Origin of the sequence: Vallicoccus soli (genome assembly GCF_003594885.1) — a bacterium.
Taxonomy (GTDB): domain Bacteria; phylum Actinomycetota; class Actinomycetes; order Motilibacterales; family Motilibacteraceae; genus Vallicoccus; species Vallicoccus soli.
In genome coordinates this window covers 536,097-558,004 of sequence record NZ_QZEZ01000002.1, presented here as the reverse complement: position 1 = coordinate 558,004, position 21,908 = coordinate 536,097, and the positions used below count along the sequence as shown (strand labels likewise).

At 77.6% G+C, this 21,908-nt stretch carries 22 protein-coding genes; 15 read left to right on the top strand and 7 right to left on the bottom strand.

Going from position 1 to position 21,908, the window contains the following annotated elements; all coding sequences use genetic code 11:
* The first annotated feature begins 47 nt into the window (after positions 1-47).
* A complete protein-coding gene (locus D5H78_RS07830) occupies positions 48-479 on the top strand; it encodes a VOC family protein (protein WP_119949827.1) in 432 nt (143 codons plus the stop codon).
* Positions 480-602: 123 nt separating this feature from the next.
* On the opposite strand, the gene D5H78_RS07825 is transcribed toward D5H78_RS07830, so the two are convergent.
* On the bottom strand, positions 603-1,937 hold the full coding sequence (locus D5H78_RS07825) for an ABC1 kinase family protein (RefSeq protein WP_119949826.1): 1,335 nt from the start codon (positions 1,935-1,937) through the stop codon (positions 603-605).
* A 93-nt stretch (positions 1,938-2,030) separates the two neighbouring features.
* Between D5H78_RS07825 and D5H78_RS07820 the strand changes: the two genes are divergently transcribed.
* The 4 genes from D5H78_RS07820 to D5H78_RS07805 all read left to right on the top strand — a co-directional run bounded on the left by D5H78_RS07820 (position 2,031) and on the right by D5H78_RS07805 (position 5,917).
* Positions 2,031-3,068: a phytase gene (locus tag D5H78_RS07820; RefSeq protein WP_165865649.1), complete on the top strand. Its 1,038-nt coding sequence runs from the start codon at positions 2,031-2,033 to the stop codon at positions 3,066-3,068.
* A gap of 76 nt (positions 3,069-3,144) precedes the next feature.
* Entirely contained in the window at positions 3,145-4,182 is a 1,038-nt protein-coding gene (locus tag D5H78_RS07815) for a GGDEF domain-containing protein (protein ID WP_133412019.1), read from the top strand.
* Between the two features lie 31 nt (positions 4,183-4,213).
* Positions 4,214-5,119 carry an alpha/beta hydrolase gene (locus D5H78_RS07810; protein ID WP_119949824.1) on the top strand — a complete coding sequence of 302 codons (906 nt, stop codon included), beginning with the start codon at positions 4,214-4,216 and terminating at the stop codon, positions 5,117-5,119.
* 30 nt (positions 5,120-5,149) lie between these two features.
* Positions 5,150-5,917: an SDR family NAD(P)-dependent oxidoreductase gene (locus D5H78_RS07805; RefSeq protein ID WP_119949823.1), complete on the top strand. Its 768-nt coding sequence runs from the start codon at positions 5,150-5,152 to the stop codon at positions 5,915-5,917.
* Here D5H78_RS07805 and D5H78_RS07800 read toward each other — a convergent pair.
* Together D5H78_RS07800 and D5H78_RS07795 are read right to left on the bottom strand one after the other, a co-directional pair.
* The gene (locus tag D5H78_RS07800) at positions 5,904-6,662 is read right to left on the bottom strand and encodes a polyphosphate kinase 2 family protein (protein ID WP_218566349.1); all 759 of its coding nucleotides are present in this window, start codon (positions 6,660-6,662) and stop codon (positions 5,904-5,906) included. The genes D5H78_RS07805 and D5H78_RS07800 overlap by 14 nt on opposite strands.
* A 25-nt stretch (positions 6,663-6,687) precedes the next feature.
* Positions 6,688-7,359 (bottom strand): DUF429 domain-containing protein, encoded by a 672-nt coding sequence (locus D5H78_RS07795; protein WP_119949821.1) that lies wholly within the window; start codon positions 7,357-7,359, stop codon positions 6,688-6,690.
* A gap of 27 nt (positions 7,360-7,386) precedes the next feature.
* On the opposite strand from D5H78_RS07795, the gene D5H78_RS07790 reads away from it, so the two are divergent.
* Both D5H78_RS07790 and D5H78_RS07785 read left to right on the top strand, forming a co-directional pair.
* Complete coding sequence (locus D5H78_RS07790) at positions 7,387-7,869, top strand: ribose-5-phosphate isomerase (protein WP_119949820.1); 483 nt, start codon at positions 7,387-7,389, stop codon at positions 7,867-7,869.
* Positions 7,870-7,947: 78 nt separating this feature from the next.
* Positions 7,948-8,745 (top strand): Fpg/Nei family DNA glycosylase, encoded by a 798-nt coding sequence (locus D5H78_RS07785; RefSeq protein WP_119949819.1) that lies wholly within the window; start codon positions 7,948-7,950, stop codon positions 8,743-8,745.
* A gap of 9 nt (positions 8,746-8,754) precedes the next feature.
* On the opposite strand, the gene D5H78_RS07780 is transcribed toward D5H78_RS07785, so the two are convergent.
* A complete protein-coding gene (locus D5H78_RS07780; RefSeq protein ID WP_119949818.1) occupies positions 8,755-9,150 on the bottom strand; it encodes a RidA family protein in 396 nt (131 codons plus the stop codon).
* Between the two features lie 115 nt (positions 9,151-9,265).
* Between D5H78_RS07780 and D5H78_RS07775 the strand changes: the two genes are divergently transcribed.
* On the top strand, positions 9,266-10,243 hold the full coding sequence (locus tag D5H78_RS07775) for a helix-turn-helix transcriptional regulator (protein WP_119949817.1): 978 nt from the start codon (positions 9,266-9,268) through the stop codon (positions 10,241-10,243).
* Positions 10,244-10,250: 7 nt separating this feature from the next.
* Here D5H78_RS07775 and D5H78_RS07770 read toward each other — a convergent pair whose 3' ends face one another.
* Positions 10,251-11,495, bottom strand: coding sequence for a GNAT family N-acetyltransferase (locus D5H78_RS07770; protein WP_165865648.1), 1,245 nt, complete (start codon positions 11,493-11,495; stop codon positions 10,251-10,253).
* 83 nt (positions 11,496-11,578) lie between these two features.
* On the opposite strand from D5H78_RS07770, the gene D5H78_RS07765 reads away from it, so the two are divergent.
* The 5 genes from D5H78_RS07765 (at position 11,579) to D5H78_RS07745 (ending at position 16,761) form a co-directional block, all read left to right on the top strand.
* On the top strand, positions 11,579-12,727 hold the full coding sequence (locus tag D5H78_RS07765; RefSeq protein ID WP_119949815.1) for a PP2C family protein-serine/threonine phosphatase: 1,149 nt from the start codon (positions 11,579-11,581) through the stop codon (positions 12,725-12,727).
* 42 nt (positions 12,728-12,769) lie between these two features.
* Positions 12,770-13,285, top strand: a complete 516-nt coding sequence (locus D5H78_RS07760; RefSeq protein WP_119949814.1) for a 2Fe-2S iron-sulfur cluster-binding protein — start codon at positions 12,770-12,772, stop codon at positions 13,283-13,285.
* The gene (locus D5H78_RS07755; RefSeq protein ID WP_119949813.1) at positions 13,282-14,268 is read left to right on the top strand and encodes an FAD binding domain-containing protein; all 987 of its coding nucleotides are present in this window, start codon (positions 13,282-13,284) and stop codon (positions 14,266-14,268) included. The genes D5H78_RS07760 and D5H78_RS07755 overlap by 4 nt, the downstream gene beginning before the upstream one ends.
* Positions 14,265-16,358 carry a xanthine dehydrogenase family protein molybdopterin-binding subunit gene (locus D5H78_RS07750; protein WP_119949812.1) on the top strand — a complete coding sequence of 698 codons (2,094 nt, stop codon included), beginning with the start codon at positions 14,265-14,267 and terminating at the stop codon, positions 16,356-16,358. The genes D5H78_RS07755 and D5H78_RS07750 overlap by 4 nt, the downstream gene beginning before the upstream one ends.
* An 85-nt stretch (positions 16,359-16,443) precedes the next feature.
* Positions 16,444-16,761: a hypothetical protein gene (locus D5H78_RS07745; protein ID WP_119949811.1), complete on the top strand. Its 318-nt coding sequence runs from the start codon at positions 16,444-16,446 to the stop codon at positions 16,759-16,761.
* Between the two features lie 92 nt (positions 16,762-16,853).
* Here D5H78_RS07745 and D5H78_RS07740 read toward each other — a convergent pair whose 3' ends face one another.
* Positions 16,854-17,954: a spore photoproduct lyase family protein gene (locus D5H78_RS07740; RefSeq protein ID WP_218566347.1), complete on the bottom strand. Its 1,101-nt coding sequence runs from the start codon at positions 17,952-17,954 to the stop codon at positions 16,854-16,856.
* Positions 17,955-17,959: 5 nt separating this feature from the next.
* Complete coding sequence (locus D5H78_RS07735) at positions 17,960-19,054, bottom strand: spore photoproduct lyase family protein (RefSeq protein ID WP_165865647.1); 1,095 nt, start codon at positions 19,052-19,054, stop codon at positions 17,960-17,962.
* Between the two features lie 142 nt (positions 19,055-19,196).
* Between D5H78_RS07735 and D5H78_RS07730 the strand changes: the two genes are divergently transcribed.
* Together D5H78_RS07730 and D5H78_RS07725 are read left to right on the top strand one after the other, a co-directional pair.
* The gene (locus D5H78_RS07730; RefSeq protein WP_119949809.1) at positions 19,197-20,057 is read left to right on the top strand and encodes a ferritin-like domain-containing protein; all 861 of its coding nucleotides are present in this window, start codon (positions 19,197-19,199) and stop codon (positions 20,055-20,057) included.
* A 72-nt stretch (positions 20,058-20,129) separates the two neighbouring features.
* Positions 20,130-21,908 carry an AMP-dependent synthetase/ligase gene (locus tag D5H78_RS07725; RefSeq protein ID WP_119949808.1) on the top strand — a complete coding sequence of 593 codons (1,779 nt, stop codon included), beginning with the start codon at positions 20,130-20,132 and terminating at the stop codon, positions 21,906-21,908.

Sequence of the window (21,908 nt, the reverse complement as noted above, 5' to 3'; positions counted from 1 at the left end):
TCTCCTCGTCGCCACCGCTCGGGTGGCAGGACCACGAGGAGCAGTCCGTGAGCGTCACGACCACCACCCACCTCAACTTCCGCGGGCAGGCGCGCGCGGCGCTGGACCACTACGCCGCCGTCTTCGGCGGGGACGTCATGGCGTTCACCTTCGCCCAGGGCGGCGACGAGCGGGACGCCGCCGACGGCGCCGTGCCCGACCAGGTCAAGTGGGGCGGCGTCCAGGCGGCGAGCGGCTTCGCGGTCATGGCCTTCGACGTGCCGCCGGGGCGCGCGTACGACCCGGGCACCGACGCGGTGTACGTCTCGGTGCGCGGCACCGACCCCGAGGAGGTCACCCGGTACTGGGAGGGGCTCGCCGACGGCGGGACCGTGCGGACCGCGCTCGGCCCCGCCGGCTACGCCCTCCTCTACGGCATGGTCACCGACCGCTTCGGCGTGACGTGGGTGCTCGACGTGCTCCCGCCGTACGGCGGCTGACGCTGTGGCCGGCGCGACCGCGTCCCGTGGCCGCGCCGGCCCAGGCGCACGGGTGCCGGCCCAGGCTCGTCGGCCTCGTCCGGCACCCGTACGGGTGCCGCACGTGGTCGACCCGGGCCCTCCTCAGGCGGCGGCGGAGAACCCCGGCAGCCACCGCTCGAGCTCGGCCCGCTCGGGCACGGTGGCGCGGAGCATGCACAGGACCCCCACGACACCGAGCCAGACCCGGTGGGTGAACAGGTGCTCGGCGGGCAGGGCGAGCTGCATCGCCAGGCGGGGGTCGGGGTCGCGGGCGTCGTCGCCGCGGGCGAACTGCCCGCGCAGCCACTCCGGGCCGAAGGTGAAGCGCTCGCTGCGGGCGGGCTCGGTGAAGGGGGAGAGGACGTCGGCGAGGCGGCGCAGGTCGTCCGCGGGCAGGCGGGCGCCGGGGCGCAGCAGGCCGTGGCCGCGCAGCGCCGCCTCCACGTCGGCCGGCTCACCGCCCCGGGCCAGCGTGCCGATGAGCCGGCCGAAGCTCTCGGGCAGGCCGTGCGGCAGCTCCAGCGCCGAGCCGAGGTCGAGCACACCGAGCCGCCCGTCGGGGCAGCGCCGGAAGTTGCCCGGGTGCGGGTCGGTGTGCAGCCAGCCCGCGCGCGCCGGGCCGGAGAGCAGGAACCGCTGGTAGCGCTCCCCCACCGCGTCGCGCACGTCCCGCGGCGCGTCCGCCAGCCCCACCAGCGGCACCCCCTCCAGCCACGTCGTCACGAGCACGCCCGGCCCGACCGCGACGACGTCCGGGAGCGCGACCTCGGGGTCGTCGCGGTACGCCGCCGCGAAGGCGCGCTGCACGCGGGCCTCCCGCGCGTAGTCCAGCTCCTCGCGCAGCCGGGTCCGCAGCTCGGCCACCAGCGGCGCGGCCGCGGCGCCCCGCGCCACGAGGCTCGCCGCCCGGGTGGCCAGCGACACCGCCGCGAGGTCGGCGGCGATCGCGTCGGCGACGCCGGGGTACTGCAGCTTCACCGCCACCGGCACCCCGTCGTACGGAGACCCCGGCTCGCGCCACGTCGCCCGGTGGACCTGCCCGATGGACGCCGCGGCGACGGGCACCGGGTCCAGGTCGGGCAAGCGGTTGCCCCAGTCCGCGCCCAGCCCGCGCAGGGCCGGGGCGACGTCCGGGAACGGCACCCCGCGCGCCTCCTCCGGCAGCTGCCGCAGCGCCGCGGACCAGGTGCCCTCGGGGTCCGGCGGGAAGAGCGCGTCGACCGTCGCCAGCAGCTGCCCGGCCTTGAGCGCGCCGCCCTTCATGCCGCCGAGGACGCGCCGCGTCCGCTCCGCTCCGCGCCGGCGCAGCAGGCGCCGCACCGCGTCGTGGTCCTGGCGCAGCAGGCGGGTGCGGACCAGCCCCTCCGCGGCCGACGCGAGGGAGGCCGCGGGCAGCGCGGCCAGGCGGGACCAGCGGCGGGCGCGGGGCAGGAGCACGTGCCGAGCCTGCCACGGACGGTCCGGCAGCGGTCACCCGTCGTTCACCCGCGCGGTGCGCCGCGGCCGCGTGCGGCGCCCAGGGTCGGCCCCGTGCTCCGAACCGCGCTCGCGGCGACCGCCGCCCTCGCCCTGCTCGTCCCGACCACGGCGGCCGCCGCGCCGGCGGCGCCGTCCCGCGGTGCCGGCGTCATCGAGGTGCCCGCGTCCGGCGAGACCGAGCCCGTGCGCGGCACCGGCGACGCGGCCGACGACCCGGCGGTCTGGGTCCACCCGACGGACCCGGCGCGCAGCCTGGTGCTCGGCAACGACAAGAAGGGGGCCCTCGAGACGTACGACCTCTCGGGGCGCCGCCTGCAGCGCATCACCAGCTCCACCGCCTTCTGGGGCAACGTCGACGTGCGCGGCGACGTCGTGGCGGCGTGGAACGGCGGCGGGGTGCGGGTCTACCGCGTCGACCCGCGCACCCGCCTGCTGCAGCCCGCGACCGAGGGCTCCGGGGTCGTCCCGACGGTCGGGGGCGAGGGGCTGTGCCTCTGGCAGGGCCCCGACGCGCTGCACGTCGTGGCCATCGCCCGCAGCGGCGTGCTGCGCCAGTACCGCCTCACCGACGACGACCGCGACGGCCGCGTCGACGGCGAGCTCGTCCGGCGGGTCGACGTGGGGTCCGAGGCCGAGGGCTGCGCGGCCGACGACGGGACCGGGGCGCTCTACGTGAGCGAGGAGGACGTCGCCCTCTGGCGGTACGGCGCCGACCCCGCCTCCGGCGCGCGCCGCACGGCCGTCGACCGGGTCGCCCCGCGCGGGCGGATCGCCGCCGACGCCGAGGGCGTCACCGTCGCGGGCGACCTCGTCGTCGTCTCGGCCCAGGCGACCGGCGTGCGCGACGCCTCGCTCTTCCACGCGTACGACCGCCGCACCGGCGCGCACGTGCGCACCTTCCGGGTCGTGGGCGGCCCGGGGGCCGACGACTGCGACGCGACCGACGGGGTCGCCGCGCACGAGGGGTACCTCGGCCCGCGCTTCCCCCGCGGCCTGCTCGTCTGCCAGGACGGGCACAACGCCGCGCCCGGCGGCAGCGGCCGCCAGGCGTTCACGCTCGTGCGCTGGGAGCGGGTCACGGGGTCGTGAGGCCCGCCGGTCCGGGCCGCAGGACCTGACCCGTACGGCGGCTGGGAGCACGCACCGCCCTGCCGATGCACAGGGCATGGACGAGAGGTGGGACGTGCCGCCGCTGGGCAGCCCGGCGGTGCGCCGGGCGGACGCCCGGCTCTGCGGCACGGCCACGGTGGCCGGCGCCGGGTTCGCGCTCGCGCTCGCGCCGGCCTCCGTCGCGCCGCTCCCCACGGCGGTGGGCGCGGCCACGAGCGTGCTGGTCGGCGCGGCGTACCTGGCCCTGCCCGGCCTGGCCCGGCCCTGGATGCTGTCGGTGGCCACGGTCGCGGGCGCGGTCGGCGTCGTGAACACGGCGACCGGCATCGAGACCGTGCTCCTGGCGCCGGTCCTCTTCGTGGCGATCGTGCTGCACGTGGCGCTGCTGCGCTCGCGCCGCGAGGCGTGGCTGCAGGTCGGCTGGCTGCTCGCGCTCTACGGGGTCGCGCTCGCCCTGCACGGCCACGCGCCCGGGGACGTCGCGGGGCAGGCGGTGCCGGTCGGCGTCACCGTCCTCGCGCTGACGCACGTCATGACCTGGCTGCGGGCCCGGATCGACGTGCTCCTCGCCGAGCTGCGCCGCCAGGCGCACGTCGACGCGCTCACCGGCGTCCTCAACCGGCAGGGGCTCGCCGCGGCGGGCGAGGAGTGGCGGCGGCTGCACGGCGCCGCCGGGGCCGACGCCGCGCTCCTCCTGCTCGACGTGGACCGCTTCAAGGCCGTCAACGACGTGCTCGGGCACCAGGCCGGCGACGCCGTGCTCGCCCGCCTCGGGCGCGTGCTGCGCGACGAGGTCCGCGACGGCACGGTGGCCCGGCTCGGCGGCGAGGAGTTCCTCGTCGTCCTGCCCGGCGGCGACCTCGCGGCCGGCCGGGCGCTGGGGGAGCGGCTGCGCCGCGCGGCGCAGGCCGCCGGCGGGGCCGACCTGCCGTCGTTCACCGTCAGCGTCGGGGTGGCGGCGGGCCGGGTCGTGGAGTCCGTGGACGACCTCTACCGCGCGGCGGACGAGGCGCTGCTGCGCGCCAAGCGCGCCGGCCGGGACCGCGTGGAGACCGCCGCCGAGCGCGGGGCGGCCGTACCCGCCCCGTCCTGACGCCGGGCGGGCGCCCTGGCAGGATCGCCGCGTGCTGCACCCGCAGAGCGCCGCGCTGGCCGCGGCGGCCGACGGCCCGGGGCCGGGGGACGAGGGGTTCGACCTCGCGGCCGCGCGCCGCGCGATGTCCGGCGACGCGCCCCCGCCCGTCCCCGGCGACGCGGTGGCGCTCGTCGCCGACGTCGACGCCGACGGGGTGCGGTGCCGTCTCTACCGCCCGCGCGAGGGTGCGCCGGTGCTCGTCCACGTGCACGGCGGCGGCTGGGTCGTGGGGGACCTGGAGTCCCACGACGCGGTGTGCCGCTCGTTGGCGGCGCGCTCGGGCTGCGCCGTGCTGGCCGTGGACTACCGCCTGGCGCCGGAGCACCCGTGGCCGGCGGCGCTCGAGGACGTCGAGGCGGCCGTGGCGTGGCTGCGGCGCGAGGGCCGGGCGCACGGCGTCGACCCGGGCCGGCTCGCGCTCACGGGGGACAGCGCCGGCGGCGGCCTCGTCGCCGCCCTCGCCCTGCGCGCCCGCGACGCCGGGGGGCCCACGTACGCGCTGCAGGTCCTCGTCTACCCCGTCCTCGACGCCCGGCGGGGCGGTGCGTCCTACGCCCAGGAGGGGAACGGGGCGCTGCGGCCGGCGGAGATGGCCTGGTACTGGGACGCGTACGCCCCGCCGGGCGTCGACCGCGCCCGCCCCGACGTGTCTCCCTCGGCCGCGGCGGACCTCGCCGGCCTGCCGCCGGCGCTGGTCCTGTCCGCCGAGCACGACGTGCTGCGCGACGAGGCGGAGGACTACGCGGCCCGGCTGGCGCTCGCCGGCGTCCCGGTCGCCGCGACCCGCTGGCTCGGCACCGCCCACGGCTTCTTCCGCCGCCCGGCGACGATGGACGCCGCGTCCGCGGCGGTGGACCAGGTCGCCGCCGCCGTCCGGCGGGCGCTGGGCGCCTGAGCCGGGCGCGCTCCCCGTACGGTGCCCCGCATGAGCAGCGTCCTCGTCACCGGCTCCAGCGACGGCATCGGCGCGGAGACCGCCCGCGCCCTCGTCGCCCTCGGGCACCGCGTCGTCCTGCACGCCCGCAACGGGGAACGGGCCGACGACGCCCGGGCCGCCGTGCCCGGGGCGGACGGCGTGCTCGTCGCCGACCTCGCCTCGCTCGCCGAGGTGCGCGCCATGGGGGGGTCGGCGGGCGCGTTCGACGTCGTCGTGCACAACGCCGGGGTCGGGGGCGGCGCGGCCGAGCGCAGCGAGACGGTCGACGGGATCGAGCGGATCCTCGCGGTCAACGTGCTCGCGCCGTACGTGCTCACCGCCCTCATGCCGGTGCCGCGGCGGCTCGTCTACCTCACCTCGGGGCTGGAGTCGCAGGGCCGCGCCGACCTCGACGACCTGCAGTCGACGCGCGGGCCGTGGGACGGCATGCAGGCCTACAGCGACTCGAAGCTGTGGGACGTCGTCCTCGCGCTCGCCGTCGCGCGCCTGCAGCCGGGGACGGTGAGCAACGCCGTGGACCCGGGCTGGATCAGGACGCGCATGGGCGGGCCCGGCGCCACCGACGACCTCGCCGACGGGGCGGAGACCCAGGTGTGGCTCGCGACGTCGGACGAGCCGGCGGCGACCGCGAGCGGGCGCTACCTCAAGCGGCGCCGGGAGCTGCGGGCCCACCCCGCCGCGTACGACACCGCGGTGCAGGACGGGCTCCTGGCCGCCTGCGCGGAGCTGACCGGGGTGCGGCTCACCCCGCGCTGAGGTCCCACCCGCGCCGGTCGAGCTCGGCCTCGACGGCCTCGCACACCCGCTCGACGACGGCCACCCGGGCCCAGCGCTTGTCGTCGCCCGGGACGACCGTCCAGCGCCCGGCGCGGTGGTCGGTGCGCTCGAGCATCTCCTCGACCGCGTCCTCGTACTCCGCCCGCCGCTCGCGGTTGCGCCAGTCCTCGTCGGTGAGCTTCCACGTCTTGAGCGGGTCGGCGGCGCGCGAGCGGAAGCGGCCCAGCTGCTCCTCCTCGGAGACGTGCATCCAGAACTTGACGATGAGCATCCCCTCGGCGGCGAGGGTGCGCTCGAACTGCACGACCTCCTCGTACGCCCGCTGCCACTGCTCCTCGGTCGCGAACCCCTCGACGCGCTCGACGAGGACGCGGCCGTACCAGGACCGGTCGAGCACCGCCATGCCGCCCCAGCCGGGCAGCACGGGCCAGAACCGCCACAGGAAGTGGTGGCGCTTCTCGTCGTGCGTGGGCGCGGCGAACTGGGCGACGCGCACGTGCCGCGGGTCGAGCGGGGCGACGAGCCGCTTGATGGCACCGCCCTTGCCCGACGCGTCCCAGCCCTCGAAGACGACGCACAGCGGCGGGCCCAGCTCCTTGCGCCCGATCTGCCCGCCGAGGTGCAGGCGCAGGCGCAGCAGCCGCTCCTGCGCCTCCTCGAGGCGGCGCTCGCCCTCGTTCTTGCCGAGGCTCAGGGACAGGTCGACGGCGCTGAGGCGGCTCACGCGGACCATCCCAGCACGCGCCGGCTCAGACGACGATGCGCATGGGGCGCCCGCGCGCGTCGCGGGGCGGGTCCGGCGGCAGGACCTCGGACGCGCCGGCGAGCCACCGCGCCGCCGTCCACGCGACGGCGAGCGCGTCCAGGTGGTCCGTCCCGGGCGGCAGGTCGACCTCCCCCGCCCAGCGGCGCAGCGCGTCCCGCCGGGCGGCCCGGCCCTCGGGACGCCGCTTCGGCGGGAGCGGGTGCCCGGCCAGCGCGGTGAACGACAGCTCGGGGTGCACCTCGAGCACCCGCGGGTCCCCGGCCAGGTCGTCGACCTCCGCGACCTTGCCGAGGATGTGCCAGGTCTGCACGGACATGCCGCGCCCGTCGACCAGCGTGCGGTGCAGGGCGCTCGCCTCCGGGTGGCTGGCGCAGCCGAGCACCGCGCGCGGCGGCGTGAGGAACACCCGGGCGTGCGCCCACCCCAGCCGCCGCTTCGCCAGGAGGTCGCACGCGCGGCGCCCCCGCTCCGGCAGCCCCACCGGCATGTCGACGCCGACCGCGCCGGCGGCACCGCCCGCGTCCGCCAGCGCCCCGGCGAACGTCGCGACCGTCGAGAAGACCACCTCCCGCGCCCGCCCGCCGTCCACCACGACCCGCGCCACCGCCCAGCCGCCGGGCGCGCCGTCGACGCCGAGGACCGTGGTGGGGGGCACGGGAGGGGAGCCTGCCAGGATGGCGGCATGCGCGTGCACATCGGCAGCGACCACGCGGCGTACGAGCTCAAGGAGCACCTCGTCCGCCACCTCGAGGAGCAGGGGCACGAGGTCGTCGACCACGGGCCGCCGGCGCTCGACCCGCAGGACGACTACCCGCCGTACGTGCTGCGCACGGCGCAGGCCGTCGTCGCCGACCGGGGGAGCCTCGGCGTCGTCCTCGGCGGCTCGGGCAACGGCGAGGCGATCGCCGCGAACAAGGTCCAGGGCGTGCGCGCGGCCCTGGCCTGGAACGAGGACACCGCCTCGCTCGGGCGCCAGCACAACGACGCCAACGTCGTGAGCATCGGGGCGCGCCAGCACACCCACGACGAGGCCGCCCGCTTCGTCGAGGTCTTCCTCGAGACCCCGTTCAGCGGCGACGCGCGGCACCAGCGGCGGATCGACCAGATGAGCGAGTACGAGAAGACGGGCGAGCTGCCGCCGCTGCCGGGCGGCGCCGAGGGCTGAGCGCCCCCGGGGTGCGCCCCGGGCGCACCCCGGCCAGGATGGCGCGGCACCCCCGCCCGCCCGACCGAGGAGCCCGCCCTGCCCGAGGGACACACGATCCACCGGCTCGCCCGCGACCTGGGCGCGGCGTTCCAGGGCGAGCAGGTGGCGGCGAGCACGCTCATGGACCGGTTCGCCGACGGGGCCCGGCTGCTCGACGGGCAGGTCGTCGAGCGGCTGGACGCGCACGGCAAGCACCTGTTCGTGCGGTTCGGCCCGGAGGCCTGGCTGCACGTGCACCTGGGGCTCTACGGCAAGTTCACGGTCGGGCGGCTGCCCGCGCCGGAGGCCAAGGGGGCGCTGCGCCTGCGGCTGGTGGGCCGCGAGCACTGGGCCGACCTGCGCGGGCCGACGGCGTGCGAGGTCGTCACGCCGGCCGAGAAGGCGCGGTTCCACGCGCGCCTCGGTCCCGACCCCCTGCGCAAGGACGCCGACCCCGACCGGGCGTGGGACCGCATCAGCCGCTCCCGCGTCGCGGTCGGCGCCCTGCTCATGCAGCAGGAGGTCGTGGCCGGCATCGGGAACGTCTACCGGGCCGAGATCCTCTACCGGCACGGCATCGAGCCGCACCGCGAGGGCCGGGGCGTGCACCGCGAGGAGTGGGACGCCTCGTGGGACGACCTGCGCACCCTCATGCGCGCCGGCGTGCGGGCCGGGCGCATCGTCACGACCCGCCCCGAGCACCGCTCCCGGCGCAGCGGCCGGGCGACGCGGGAGGACTCGTTCTACGTCTACCGCCGCACCGGGCTGCCGTGCCGCCTCTGCGGTACGCCCGTGCTCACCGAGGTGATGGCCGCGCGCAACCTCTACTGGTGCCCGGTCTGCCAGCCGCGCTGACCGGACCGCTCAGGCGACGGCGGTCGCCGTGAGCTCCACGAGCAGCCCGGGGACCGCCAGGCGCACCACCCCGAGCACGGTCGTGGGCGGGGCGGCGCCGGCGGCGCCGAGCCGGCCCACGAGCACCCCGTAGTGCTGCAGCAGCAGGTCGACGTCGGTCGCGTGCACGTCCAGCCGGACCACGTCGGCGAGCGACATGCCCGCCCCGGCGAGGACCGCCTCCAGGTTGTCCAGGCTCAGCGCGAGCTGGGCCGCCATGTCGCCCTCGTGCCGCGGCCGGCCGTCGCCGTCCATCGCCGCCTGCCCTGCGCAGTGCAGCGTCCTGGTGTGCCCCGCCACCAGCTCCCCCTGGTGGTAGCCCAGCCCCACCGACCAGGTCCACGGGTCGACCGCCGTCCGCTCCATCCGCCCCAGCTCCGCTCGTCGAGGGCGGGTCCGCTCCGCCGCGGACCCGCGTGACGCCGAGGCTGCCAGCGCTGCACGACACCTCCTGTCAGGTATCCCTGGCAGTCTTCGCCGCGTGCGGGCCGACCGGCTGGTGTCCCTGGTGCTGCTGCTGCGCCAGCGCGGGCGGCTGCCCGCCAGCGTGCTGGCCCGCGAGCTCGAGGTGTCGACGCGCACCGTGCTGCGCGACGTCGAGGCGCTGTCCGCCGCCGGCGTCCCCGTGTACGCCGTCCGCGGCCGCGGCGGGGGCTTCGCGCTGCTGCCCGGCTTCCGCACCGAGCTGACCGGGCTCGTGCACGACGAGGCCCTCGCGCTCCTCGTCGCGGGGCGGCGCCGCGGCGCGCAGGCGTTCGGTCTCGGCCCCGCCCTCGCCTCAGCGGTCCTCAAGGTGGCCGACGCCCTGCCCGAGGAGCACCGCGACGCGGCCGCCGGGGCGGCGGAGCGGCTGCTCGTCGAGCCGGAGGCCGACCTGCTCGCGCGCCGCGAGCCCCAGGAGGAGCTGCCGGGCCCGGTGGTGGCGGAGGTCCGGCGGGCGGTGCTCTCCGGCCACCGGCTGCGCCTGCGCTACGCGCCGCCCGGGCGGGCGCCGTCCTGGCGCACGGTCGACCCGGTCGGGCTGGTGAGCGCCCGCGGGCAGGGCTACCTGCTGGCGACGCGCGAGGGCGCGGACCGCACCTACCGGCTCAGCCGGGTCCTGGCCGCCGAGGTGCTCCCGGAGCCCGCCGAGCGGCCCGACCGGGTGGACCTCGAGCGGGCCTGGCAGGAGCGCAGCGCGCGCTTCCGTGCCGGCGGCGACCAGGTCGTGGCGCTGGTGCGGGTCGACCCCGCCCGCCGCGACGACCTCGTGGGCACGGCGCTCGCGGTGCTGTCCGAGGGCCCCGACCCGGGGGGCGGGCTGCGGCTGGAGGTCGCGTTCCAGGACGGGCGGCACGCCGAGTGGGCGCTGTGGCAGCTCGGCCCGGGCGCCGAGGCGCTCGCCCCCGCGGGGCTGCGCACCGCGCTGGGCGAGCGCGCGGCGGCGCTGGCGGCGCGCTACGCGGCCCCGCCGCCGTGAGGGCGGCTCACCAGACCGCGGGCGACCAGGGCTGCACGTCCCACGAGAAGGCGCGCGAGGCCCGGACGAGGGCGCCGGCCGTGCGCTCCTCGACGCGGCCGGCGGCCGCGAGCCGGGCCAGGGCGCCGGCAGCCCCGAGGTACGCCGCCCCCAGCTCCCGCGTCCCCAGCGCCAGGTCGGCCGGCGCGGAGGTCCGCTCCACCGCGGCACCCCCCGGCCCGGCGGCCAGGCGCCAGCGCCCGGCGTTCCACGGGCACAGCGGGTCGGCGACCTCCAGCACGAGGTCGACCTCGCCGGCGTACGCCCGGGCCGGCAGCGCGCGCTCCAGGTCGACGAGGCGGACGTACAGCGCGTCGCCCAGGGTCGGCTGCGCCCCCCGGACGTCGACGAGCAGGTCGAGCAGCGGGTCGTCGGTGGGGCGGGGGCGCACGTGCACCGAGGCGGTGAGGTCGAGGTCGCAGAGGAAGCGCCACAGCGCCGCGTACGCCGCCGGGTCGGTCGCGAAGGCCTCGCGCACGTGCACGACGCCGTCGGCGCCGGCGGCCGACCAGCGCGGCTCGACCTGGTAGCGCCCGTACGCCCGCGCACCCGCGCCGTCCTCGACGACGACGGTCCGCAGCGGCGTGCGCCCGGCCCGCTCGGGAGGGGGCACGAAGAGCGCCGCGCGGCGCCACCGCTCGTCGCGGGCGTGCACCCCGGGCCGGCGCAGGCGCTCGGCGTCGTACACCCGCTCGAGGCGCTCGAGCGGCTCGTCGTCGCCGGCGAGGCGCACCCGCAGCGCGGGGTCGTCCGGCGCCGGGACGAGGGCCCGGGGACCGCGGGGGACGGTGAGCCCGACCTGGCGGGAGGCGGCGCCGTAGCCGAACCGCCCGTAGATCGCCGCCTCGCTCGCCCACAGCGCCGCCACCGGCTCGCGGCCCTCCCCGTGCAGCCCGTGCAGGTGGTGGCGCATGAGCGCGGACAGCACCCCGCGCCGGCGGGCCGCCGGGTGCACCGACACCCAGGTCAGGCCGGCCACCGGCGCGGGGCCGCCGGGCAGCGTCATGACGTGGCTGTACGTCGCCGCGACGCCGGCGAGGTCGCGCGGCGCCGCCGGGTCGACCGCCACGAGCGTGCGGTCCTGCTCGAGCAGCGAGAGCTCGACCGCCTCGTCCTCCGGGCTCCGGCTCAGGTGGAACCCGAGCTCGTCCACCGCGAGGAACGCCCGCACCTCGTCGGGCCCGAGCCCGCGCACCTGCCACGTGGTCGTCACGACGGACCTGACTACCAGGGCGGGGGGACGCGTGGCCACCGGGTTCCCGCCGCGCCACCGCCACCGTCGGTAGGGTCGCGGTCATGGCCAGCAGCGCGACGGGCGCCCGCCGCGGCGCGCGGCGCGCGGGGCGGCGGCTGGCCCGGGCGTGGCGGCGGGTGCTGCACGGCCAGGGGCCGGCCCTCCTCGCCACCACCGCGCTGTCGGTCCTGCTCGCGCTCGCCGCGGTGCAGCAGCCCGACTGGGTGCCCCTGTCCGTCCTCGTGCTGCCGATCATCCTCGGCGGGTTCCTGCTGAGCACCCGCGGGCTCGTGCTGCTGTACGTCGCCGTCGCCGCGCTGACGCTGCTGGTGGCGGTCGAGCGCGCCGCGGAGGACCTGCCGAGCGTCCCCCGCGGCGTCCCCGTGGTCCTCGGCGGCACGGCCCTGCTCGTCCTCGTCCTCAACCGCTCGCGCCGTGCGCTGGGCGTGCTGGGCTCGCGCGGCGACGCGATGCTCGTCGACCTGCGGGCGCGGCTGCGCGCGCACGGCGAGGTGCCCGACCTGCCGCCGGGCTGGGCGGCGGACACCGCCCAGCGCAGCGCGCACGGGGAGTCGTTCTCCGGGGACTTCGTCGTGGCCTGCCGCTCGGGCGGGGGCGGCTCGCAGGTGGCGCTGCACCGCGCCGACCCCGACGGGCTCCTCGAGCTGGTGCTCGTCGACGTCTCGGGCAAGGGCGTCGACGCGGGCACCCGCTCGCTGCTCCTCTCCGGCGCGTTCGGCGGCCTGCTCGGCGCCGTGCCGCCGGAGGGCTTCCTGGGCGCGGCGAACGCGTACCTGCTGCGCCAGGACTGGCCGGAGGGCTTCGCGACCGCGGTGCACGTGGCCCTGGACCTCGGCAGCGGGGCGTACCGGGTCTCCTCCGCGGGGCACCCGCCCGCGGCGCGCTTCGACGCGGGCTCCGGGCGCTGGTGCACCCTCGAGGCGAGCGGCGGGCCGCTGCTCGGGATCATCCCCGAGCCCGGCTTCCCGTCCGAGGCGGGCCACCTCGACCACGGCGACGCGCTGCTGCTCTACACCGACGGGCTCGTCGAGGAGCCCGGCCGCGACCTGGCGGAGGGCATCGACCGGCTGCTCGGGCGCGCCGACCGGCTCGTAGCGGCCGGCTGGGCCGGTGGCGCCGAGCGCCTGCTGCAGTCGGTCCCGACCGGGCAGGACGACGACCGGGCGCTCGTGCTGCTGCGCCGCGCCTGAGCCGGCGCGGTTCGCCCGCGACCGGCGGGGCAGGGGCGCGCCATGACGCAGACCCGCACCCGCGCGCTGCTGCGCGTCGACGGCGAGGACCACGAGCTCGACCTCGACCACCGCACCTCGCTGCTCGACGCGCTGCGCGAGCACCTGGGCCTCACCGGCAGCAAGAAGGGCTGCGACCGCGGCCAGTGCGGGGCCTGCACCGTCCTGCTCGACGGGCGCCGGGTCAACAGCTGCCTCCTGCTGGCGGTCGCCGTGCAGGGGCGCGAGGTGACGACGGTCGAGGGGCTCGCCGACGGCGAGCGCCTGCACCCCGTGCAGGAGGCCTTCGTCGCCTGCGACGCGCTGCAGTGCGGCTACTGCACCCCCGGCCAGGTGGTCTCGGCCGTCGCGGTGCAGCAGGAGGCGCGCGACGGCTGGCCGAGCGCCGTCACCGAGGACCTCACCGCGACCGAGGTCCTGCTCGACGACGTGGAGGTGCGCGAGCGGATGGCCGGCAACCTGTGCCGCTGCGGCGCCTACACCGGCATCGTGCCGGCCGTCCTCGGGTCGCTGCGGTGAGGCCCGTCGGGTACGAGCGCCCCGCCGACGTGCGCTCCGCCGTCGGCGTGCTGTCCCGCCCCGGGGCGCGGGCCCTCGCCGGGGGCACGAACCTCGTCGACCTCATGAAGGTGGGGGTCGAGGCCCCCGAGGTGCTCGTCGACGTCAACGGCCTGGGGCTCGACGCGGTGGAGGCGCTGCCCGACGGCGGCCTCCGCATCGGCGCGGGGGTGCGCAACAGCGACCTCGCCGCGGACGTGCTCGTGCGCACGCGCTACCCCGTGCTGGCGCGGGCCCTGCTGTCCGGCGCCTCCGGCCAGCTGCGCAACATGGCCAGCGTCGGCGGCAACCTGCTGCAGCGGACCCGCTGCCCCTACTTCATGGACGCGACCAAGCCGTGCAACAAGCGCGAGCCCGGTACCGGGTGCCCGGCGCGGACCGGGATCTCCCGCGGCCTCGCGGTGCTCGGCGCGTCCGAGCACTGCATCGCCACCCACCCCGGCGACATGGCGGTGGCGCTGACCGCCCTCGGCGCCGTCGTGCGCTTCGAGGGCCCCGACGGGCCGGGCGAGCTGCCGATGCCCGGCTTCCACCGGCTGCCCGGGGACGCCCCGCAGCGGGACACCGAGCTCCCCCCGGGGGCGGTCATCACCGCGGTCGACGTGCCCGGCCTGCCGTACGGGCCGGTGAGCACCTACCGCAAGGCGCGCGAGCGGGCCTCCTTCGCCTTCGCCCTGGTCTCCGTCGCCGCCGCGCTCGACGTGGCGGACGGGCAGGTGCGCGACGTCCGCCTCGCACTGGGCTCCGTGGCGCACGCTCCGTGGCGCGCGCGACGGGCCGAGGAGGCGCTGCGCGGCCGGTCCGCGACCGCCGCGTCGTTCCGCGAGGCCGCGGACGCCGAGCTGGAGGGAGCGGAGCCGACGACGGACAACGCGTACAAGGTGCCGCTGGCCCGCCGGCTGCTCGTCGGGACCCTGCTCGAGCTGGCCGGGAGCGGGCGGTGAGCGTCGTCGGGGAGCCGCGCGAGCGGGTGGACGCGCGGGACAAGGTGTCCGGCCGGGCCCGGTACGCGGCCGAGCAGCGGCTCGGCGCGCCCGGCGAGCGCCTGCACGGCTGGATCGTGCAGTCCACCGTCGCCCGGGGGCGGGTGCGCGCGGTGGACGCCGCTGCCGCGCGCGCCGTCGACGGGGTCGTCGCCGTCCTCACCCACGAGGACGCGCCGCGGCTGGCGCAGCAGCCGGCCGACGGCGAGCTCGCGGTGCTCCAGTCGCCGGAGGTGGCCTACCGGGGGCAGGTCGTGGGGCTCGTGGTCGCGGTGACGCTCGAGGCGGCCCGTGAGGGGGCGCGGGCGCTGCGCATCGCGTACGAGGAGGCCGGGCACGACGTGCGGCTGCGCGGGGACCACCCCGGTCTCTACGCCCCCGAGCAGGTCAACCCCGCGTTCCCCACCGACACCGCGCAGGGAGACCTCGACGGCGCGCTCGCCGCGGCCGCGCACGTCGTCGACGCGACGTACTCGACCCCGGCGCTGTTCAACAACCCCCTGGAGCCGCACGCGAGCACCGCCGCGTGGGAGGGGGACGCGCTGACCGTGCACGACTCCACCCAGGGCACCAGCGGCGTCGCCGCCTCGCTGGCGGAGGCCTTCGGGGTGGCGCCGGAGCACGTACGGGTCCTCGCCGCGCACGTCGGCGGCGGGTTCGGGTCCAAGGGGTCCGCGCGGCCCAACGTCGTCCTCGCCGCCATGGCGGCGCGGGTCACCGGGCGGCCCGTCACCGTCACGACCACGCGGGAGATGCAGTTCGCGCTCGTCGGCTACCGCACGCCGACGCTGCAGCGGGTGCGCCTCGGGGCCGACGGCGAGGGGCGCCTGCAGGCGGTGGGGCACGACGTGGTGGAGCAGACGTCGACGGTCTTCGAGTTCGCCGAGCAGACCGCCGAGCCGACGCGGCACCAGTACGCGGGCCCGCACCGGCGGACCTCGCACCGCCTTTCCGCGCTCGACGTGCCGACGCCGCGCTGGATGCGCGCGCCGGGGGAGTGCCCCGGCATGTACGCCCTCGAGGCCGCGATGGACGAGCTCGCGGGGGCGACCGGCCTGGACCCGGTCGAGCTGCGCCTGCGCAACGACACCCCGGTGGACCCGGAGAGCGGCCGGCCGTTCAGCAGCCGGCACCTGCGCGAGTGCCTGCTCGTCGGCGCGCAGCGCTTCGGCTGGTGGGGGCGGGACCCGCGCCCGGGCGCTCGCCGCGAGGGGCGCTGGCTCGTGGGGACGGGGGTGGCGGCCTCGACGTACCCCGCGATGGCGCAGAAGTGCCGCGCGGTCGCGCGGGCGCGCCCGGACGGGACGTACGAGGTCGGGGTGAACGCCACGGACATCGGCACCGGCGCGCGGACGGTCCTCGGGCAGATCGCGGCGGACGCGCTGCGCACGGTCCCGGAGCGGGTCGTGCTGCGCATCGCCGACAGCGACCTGCCGCCGGCGCCGGTGGCCGGCGGGTCGGCGGGCACGGCGTCCTGGGGCTGGGCGGTGGTGCGCGCGTGCGAGCAGCTGCTGCGGGAGGTCGCCGACGGCGTCCCCGCGGGCGGGGCCGAGGCGCGGTCCGACACGCAGGACGAGATCGAGGCGCAGCTGGGCTTCGTGCGCCAGGGCTTCGGCGCCGTCTTCGCCGAGGCCCGCGTCGACCTGGACAGCGGCGAGGTCCGCGTGCCGCGGCTGCACGGCACGTACGCGCTCGGGCGGGTCATGAACGCGCGGACGGCGCACTCCCAGCTCGTCGGCGGCATGACGATGGGGCTGTCCATGGCCCTGCACGAGGGCGGGCACCTCGACGAGGCGTTCGGCGACTGGGCGAACCACGACCTCGCCGAGTACCACGTCGCCAGTCACGCGGACGTCCTCGACGTGGACGCGGTGTGGCTCGAGGAGGTCGACGAGCACCTCAACCCGCTCGGCGGCAAGGGCATCGGCGAGATCGGCATCGTCGGCACCGCGGCCGCCGTCGCGAACGCCGTGCACCACGCCACGGGGGTCCGGGTGCGCGACCTGCCGATCACGCCCGACACCCTGCTGGAGCACCTCCCCGAGCGGTGAGGGCAGCCGGCGCGCCCGGCCCCGCGTGCCCCGGTGGGAGCGGGGTACGGGTGCCGGGACCGACCCAGGAAGCGAGGAGAAGCCCGTGACGACCCCCTCGGAGCCGACCCGGCCCACGTTCGACGACGTCGAGGACATGGAGCCGCAGGACGACGCGCGCCCGGACCGCATCTACACCGGCCACGCCGGGGTGCCCGAGCGCCTGGACGACGACGCCCTCAACGAGGCGACGGAGCAGGAGCGCGTCGACGCCGGCATCGCGGACTACGCGCCCTCGCAGGTGCCCAACGCCCAGGACGACCTGCCGGACGGCACCCCCGACATGCCGGCGGTCGACCAGACGGAGATCTACCAGGAGGAGCTGGCGGAGGCGCAGCGCGTCGCCCGCGAGCAGGGCTCCTGACGCCCGGCGCCCCGCCCGGCTGACGCCGTGGTGCCCGTCGCGGCCGCGCCGCCCTGGTGCGCGGCCGCGACGGGGGCTGGGGGCTCGGGGGCCTAGAAGGCGTACCGGACCCGGCAGGAGGGGAGACGCTCGGTGAGCAGGTCGGTGAGCTGCGCGACGTACCGGCCCTTGGCGCCGGTGCGGTAGCGGACGTTCCACCCGCCGGTCTGCGAGCGCTTGCCCTGCTGGAGCTCGGGGCGCCAGAGCACCTGCTCGGCCTTGGGGTGCCAGCGGAGGTTGACGTCGTGCAGCGCCTCGTTGTGCGTGAGCATGATGACCTCGGCCGCCAGCTGCGCCTTCGTCCGTGCGGACGTCCCGTCGGCGACCTGCTCCAGCAGCTCCGCCCAGTCCTCGAGCCAGCCGTCGTGGACGATGACGGGGGAGAGGTTGAGGTGGACCTCGTACCCGGCCTCGACGAAGTCGTCGATGGCGGCGATGCGCTCGGCCACGCGGTCGGTGCGCACGTCCACGAGCCGCGAGACCCGGTCCGGCATGAGCGAGAAGCGGATGCGCGTCCGCCCCTGCGGGTCCCAGCCCAGCAGGTCGCGGTTCACGTGCTTGGTCGCGAACGACGCCTTGGCCGTCGGCAGGCCGCGGAAGAGGTCGACGAGGTCGCGCACGTTGTCGCTCACGGTCGCGTCCACCGAGCAGTCGCTGTTCTCGCCGATGTCGTAGACCCAGGCCTGCGGGTCGCACTGGTTCGGCTCGGGCTTGCTGCCCTGGCGGGCGACGTGGCGCGCCAGGTAGCCGGTGATGCGGTCGATGTTCGCGAACACCGTGATCGGGTTGCTGTAGCCCTTGCGCCGGGGCACGTAGCAGTAGGCGCACGCCATCGCGCAGCCGTTGGCCGTCGACGGGGCGATGAAGTCCGACGACCTGCCGTTCGGCCGGGCCGTCAGCGACTTCTTGACGCCGAGCACGAGCGCCTCGGTCTTGATGCGCACCCACCGGTCGACGTTCGCCTCGTCGCCGTGCAGCTCGGGGATGTCCCAGTGCGAGGCGACCTCGACGAGCTCGGCGTCGGGCCAGCGCGCGAGCACCTGCTGGCCGCGCGGCAGCGCCGCCGCCTCGGGCTCGACGTAGATCCGGCGCACGTCGAGCAGGCGGGACCGCGGCGCGGGTGCCGGGGCGTCGAGGCTGAGCTGGGTGTCCACGGGCGTCACGTCCAGTAGAGGAGGCGGGCAGCGGGCAGCCGGTCGGCAAGCGCTTGCTCGAACCAGGAGCGCATCTCGTGCATGACCGGGGTCGGGTAGACGTGCTTGACGGCGCCGTACTTGCCGCGCTTCTGCCGGCGCAGGTCCTCGTCCATCTCGAGCTTCGTCCGCGGGTACCACCCGAGCAGGACCTCCTTGCTCTTCGGCGTGAACCGGTGGGTGATGAGCTCGGTGGTCAGGTCGAGGTCCGGGACGTCGGCGGTCGCGGCGGCCACGGCGTCGAAGAGGGCGGCGTACTCCTCGCGCCACCCCTCGACCGGCATGATCGGCGCGACCGTGAGGCCGACGGGGTAGCCGGCGAGCGCGAGCGAGCGCAGAGCGGCCACCCGGTCGGCGATGCGCGCCGTGCCGCCCTCGAAGCGCTCGACGGAGGCGGCGTTGACGGAGAACCGGACGCGGGTGCGGCCGTGGTGCGGCAGGTCGAGCAGCGGCGCCACGCCGTCGTACTTGGTGGTGAAGCGCAGCTGCACGGGCCCGCCGAAGTCGTGCGTGCCCGCGTGCGTGATCGCGGCGGACAGCGAGCCGGTGAGGTGCTCCAGGCCCAGGGGGTCCGTGTAGCAGGACGTCTCGAAGGTGGTGCCCTCGTGCCCGCGCTCGACGGTGCCGCTGGTGACGCCGCCCCGCCCGACGTGCGCGTCCATGCCGTCGAGGATCTCCTCGACGTTGGCGTACGCGCGGGTGACCGGCGGGCCGCCGAGGGAGCCGGCGAGGTAGCAGTACTGGCAGTGCGCCGGGCAGCCCTCGGCGAGGTCGAGGCGCCAGTCGGCGCTCGGCGGGATCGGCTGCGGCCGGCGCTTGGACGGCGGGGCGACGACGACGGCGAGGGTGGACTTGGCCAGCGCGTACGTCGCGCGCTCGTCGCCCGCCTGCAGGCTCGGCAGCCGGTCGCCGCGGAGCAGCTGGACGTCCTCGACGCCGGCGGCGGCGCACCGCTCGACGATGCGCTGCCCGTGGGGGAGCTCGGCCGCCGAGCGCGTCACGAGGACCCGCTTCGGCAACCAGGGGGATCGCGTCACGTGTTGTGCAACACCGCGCGGCACCCGGAGCGTCCCCGGCGGTGCGGCGCGCCGTGTGAGGCTGTTCACCGGCCCGTGACGAGCGCCCCCGCGTGGGGCCCCGGCGCCCCGGGCAGGCGTACGGGTGCCGACGCCCCGACCGCACCCCCGACCCCCGGAGGACGACGTGCCCGAGCAGACCCCCGCCATCCTCGCCGAGCTGCGCACGCTGCTGCGCCTCACCGAGGCCGAGGTCCAGGTCGCCGAGACCCGCCGCGCCCAGGCGCGCACGGAGGCCGTGGAGCGCGAGCTGCGCCAGAACGCGGAGAACGCGCGCGAGCGGGCCCGGCTCGTCGCCGCGGCGCTGCGCGGGCGGGGCGGCGTGCCCGACGTCGTGACGACGGTCGCCGGCCGCCTCGGCGCCACCGCCAAGGCCGGGCTCGAGCAGGCCCAGCCGCTGCCCGAGGCGCTGCTGGGCGACCTCGCGCTCGAGCACCAGCTGCAGGACCGGGCCCGCTACCTCAAGGCCCTCGCGACGGCGGCGGACGACCAGCCGCTGCTGCGCCTGGCCGAGCGCCTCGACGCGGCGCACGGCGCCACCGTCGACTGGCTGACCACCGTGCTCGCCGAGGTCGCGCTGGGCGGGCCCGCCGCGCTGCGGCCCACCCCGCTGCAGGCCGTCGTCGGCAAGGGCCTGTCCCTCGCCACCCTGCCCGCCCGCACGCTCACCCGCGGCCTCGACGACGTGGCCGCCCGCGCCGCCGGGCTGCGCCGGCGCGCCGAGGACCGGGTCGACGAGGTCGCCCGGACCGCGGGCGAGGTCCGCGGGGCCGTGGCCGACGTGCTCGTCCCGGAGGACGAGCTGCCCGTCGAGGGGTACGACGCCCTGAGCCAGCAGGCGGTCGTCAAGGCCGTCAAGCAGCTGCGCACCCCCGACGAGGTGCGGCGCGTGGTCGCGTACGAGGAGGCGCACCGCGGGCGGCGCAGCATCGTGTCGGCGGCGCAGAGCCGCCTCGCGGCGCTCGCCGAGGAGGTCGTGCGGGCCTGACCCCCCGCGGGGGCGGGGCCGCTGCCCGCGCCGGCCCCGTCGGCGCTCCCCGCGCCGGTAGGGTGCCCGGCCATGAGCACCGCGGCTCCCGTGAACCTGGGGCAGATCGTGAGCCACCGCGCGGCGGTGGCACCGGACGCCGTCCTGCTGCGCCGTCGCGAGGGCAGCGCGTGGCACGACGTCACCTCCGCGCAGTTCCGCGACGAGGTCGAGGCGCTCGCGCGGGGGGTCGTGGCCGCGGGCGTCCGGCCCGGCGACCGCGTGGGGCTCATGGCCAAGACCCGGTACGAGTGGACGCTCTGCGACGCCGCGCTGTGGACCGCCGGCGCCGTCGTCGTCCCCGTGTACGAGACGTCGTCGCCGGACCAGGTGCGCTGGGTCCTCGAGGACTCCGGCGCCGTCGCCTGCTTCGTGGAGGGCCGCTCGCACGAGGCCTCGGCCGCGGCGGTGCTCACCGACGGCCTGGCGGGGCGCAGCGCGGTCTGGCGGGTCGACGCGCTGGAGGACCTCGTGGCCCTGGGGGCGGGGGTGGACCCCGCCGAGGTGGCCGCCCGCCGCGACGCCCCGGGCCCCGACGACCCGGCGACCCTCATCTACACCTCGGGCACGACGGGACGGCCCAAGGGCTGCGTCCTCACCCACGGCAACTTCCTCGCCGAGGTGCGCTCGGCGATCGAGGCGCTGCCCGAGCTGTTCGAGCCCGAGGACGCCTCGACGCTGCTGTTCCTGCCGCTCGCGCACGTGTTCGGCCGCATGATCCAGGTCGCGGTCCTGCTCAACGGCACGGTCACCGGCCACAGCGACACCGGGCGGCTGCTCAAGGACCTCGACACCTTCCGCCCGACGTTCGTGCTCGCCGTGCCGCGCATCTTCGAGAAGGTGCACGACTCGGCCCAGCGCAAGGCCGTGGCCGCGGGGCGCGGGCGGGTGTTCGAGCGCGCGGCGGCGACCGCGATCGCGTGGAGCGAGGCGTCCGAGCGGGGCCGGCCCGGGCTGCGCCTCGTGCTCGAGCGCGCCCTCTTCGACCGGCTCGTGTACGGCAGGCTGCGCGCGGCGCTCGGCGGGCAGGTGCAGTGGGCGGTGTCCGGCGGCGCCCCCCTCGGCGCGCGGCTCGCGCACTTCTTCCGCGGCGTCGGGGTGACGGTGCTCGAGGGGTACGGCCTCACCGAGACCACCGCGGCCTGCTGCGTGAACACCCGGTCCGCGCTGCGCGTGGGCACCGTGGGCCGCGCCCTGCCGCGCTTCGAGATCCGCATCGCCGACGACGGCGAGGTGCAGGTGCGCGGCGGGCACGTCACGCCCGGCTACTGGGGCCAGGAGGAGGCGACCGCCGCGGCGTTCACCGCCGACGGCTGGTTCCGCACCGGGGACCTCGGCTCGCTCGACGCCGACGGCTACCTGTCGATCACCGGCCGCGCCAAGGAGATCATCGTGACCTCCGCCGGCAAGAACGTCTCGCCCTCCGGGCTCGAGGACGTCGTGCGCTCGAGCCCGCTGGTGAGCCAGTGCGTCGTGGTCGGCGACGCGCGCCCGCACGTCGCCGCGCTGGTCACGCTCGACGCCGAGTCGGTCGCGGCCTGGCTGGCCCAGCAGGGCCGTCCCGAGGTGCCCGTCGCGGACCTCGTCGACGACCCGCAGGTCCACGCCGAGGTGCAGGCGGCGGTCGACGCCGCCAACCGCACCGTGTCCGCGGCCGAGGCGATCCGGCGGTTCCGGGTGCTCCCCGTCGACCTCACCGAGGCCGACGGCACCCTGACCCCGTCGCTCAAGGTCAAGCGCGCCGTCGTCCACCAGCGCTTCGCCGCGGACATCGAGGCGATGTACGCCCCCGCCCGCGCCCGCACCGCCTGA

Bases quoted from the DNA above. Each gene is read 5' to 3' on its own strand.
- D5H78_RS07805 (WP_119949823.1), top strand. From the start codon at position 5,150: ATGAGCAGCGTCCTCGTCACCGGCTCCAGCGACGGCATCGGCGCGGAG.
- D5H78_RS07815 (WP_133412019.1), top strand. From the start codon at position 3,145: ATGGACGAGAGGTGGGACGTGCCGCCGCTGGGCAGCCCGGCGGTGCGC.
- D5H78_RS07760 (WP_119949814.1), top strand. From the start codon at position 12,770: ATGACGCAGACCCGCACCCGCGCGCTGCTGCGCGTCGACGGCGAGGAC.
- D5H78_RS07765 (WP_119949815.1), top strand. From the start codon at position 11,579: ATGGCCAGCAGCGCGACGGGCGCCCGCCGCGGCGCGCGGCGCGCGGGG.
- D5H78_RS07780 (WP_119949818.1), bottom strand. From the start codon at position 9,150: ATGGAGCGGACGGCGGTCGACCCGTGGACCTGGTCGGTGGGGCTGGGC.
- D5H78_RS07725 (WP_119949808.1), top strand. From the start codon at position 20,130: ATGAGCACCGCGGCTCCCGTGAACCTGGGGCAGATCGTGAGCCACCGC.
- D5H78_RS07790 (WP_119949820.1), top strand. From the start codon at position 7,387: ATGCGCGTGCACATCGGCAGCGACCACGCGGCGTACGAGCTCAAGGAG.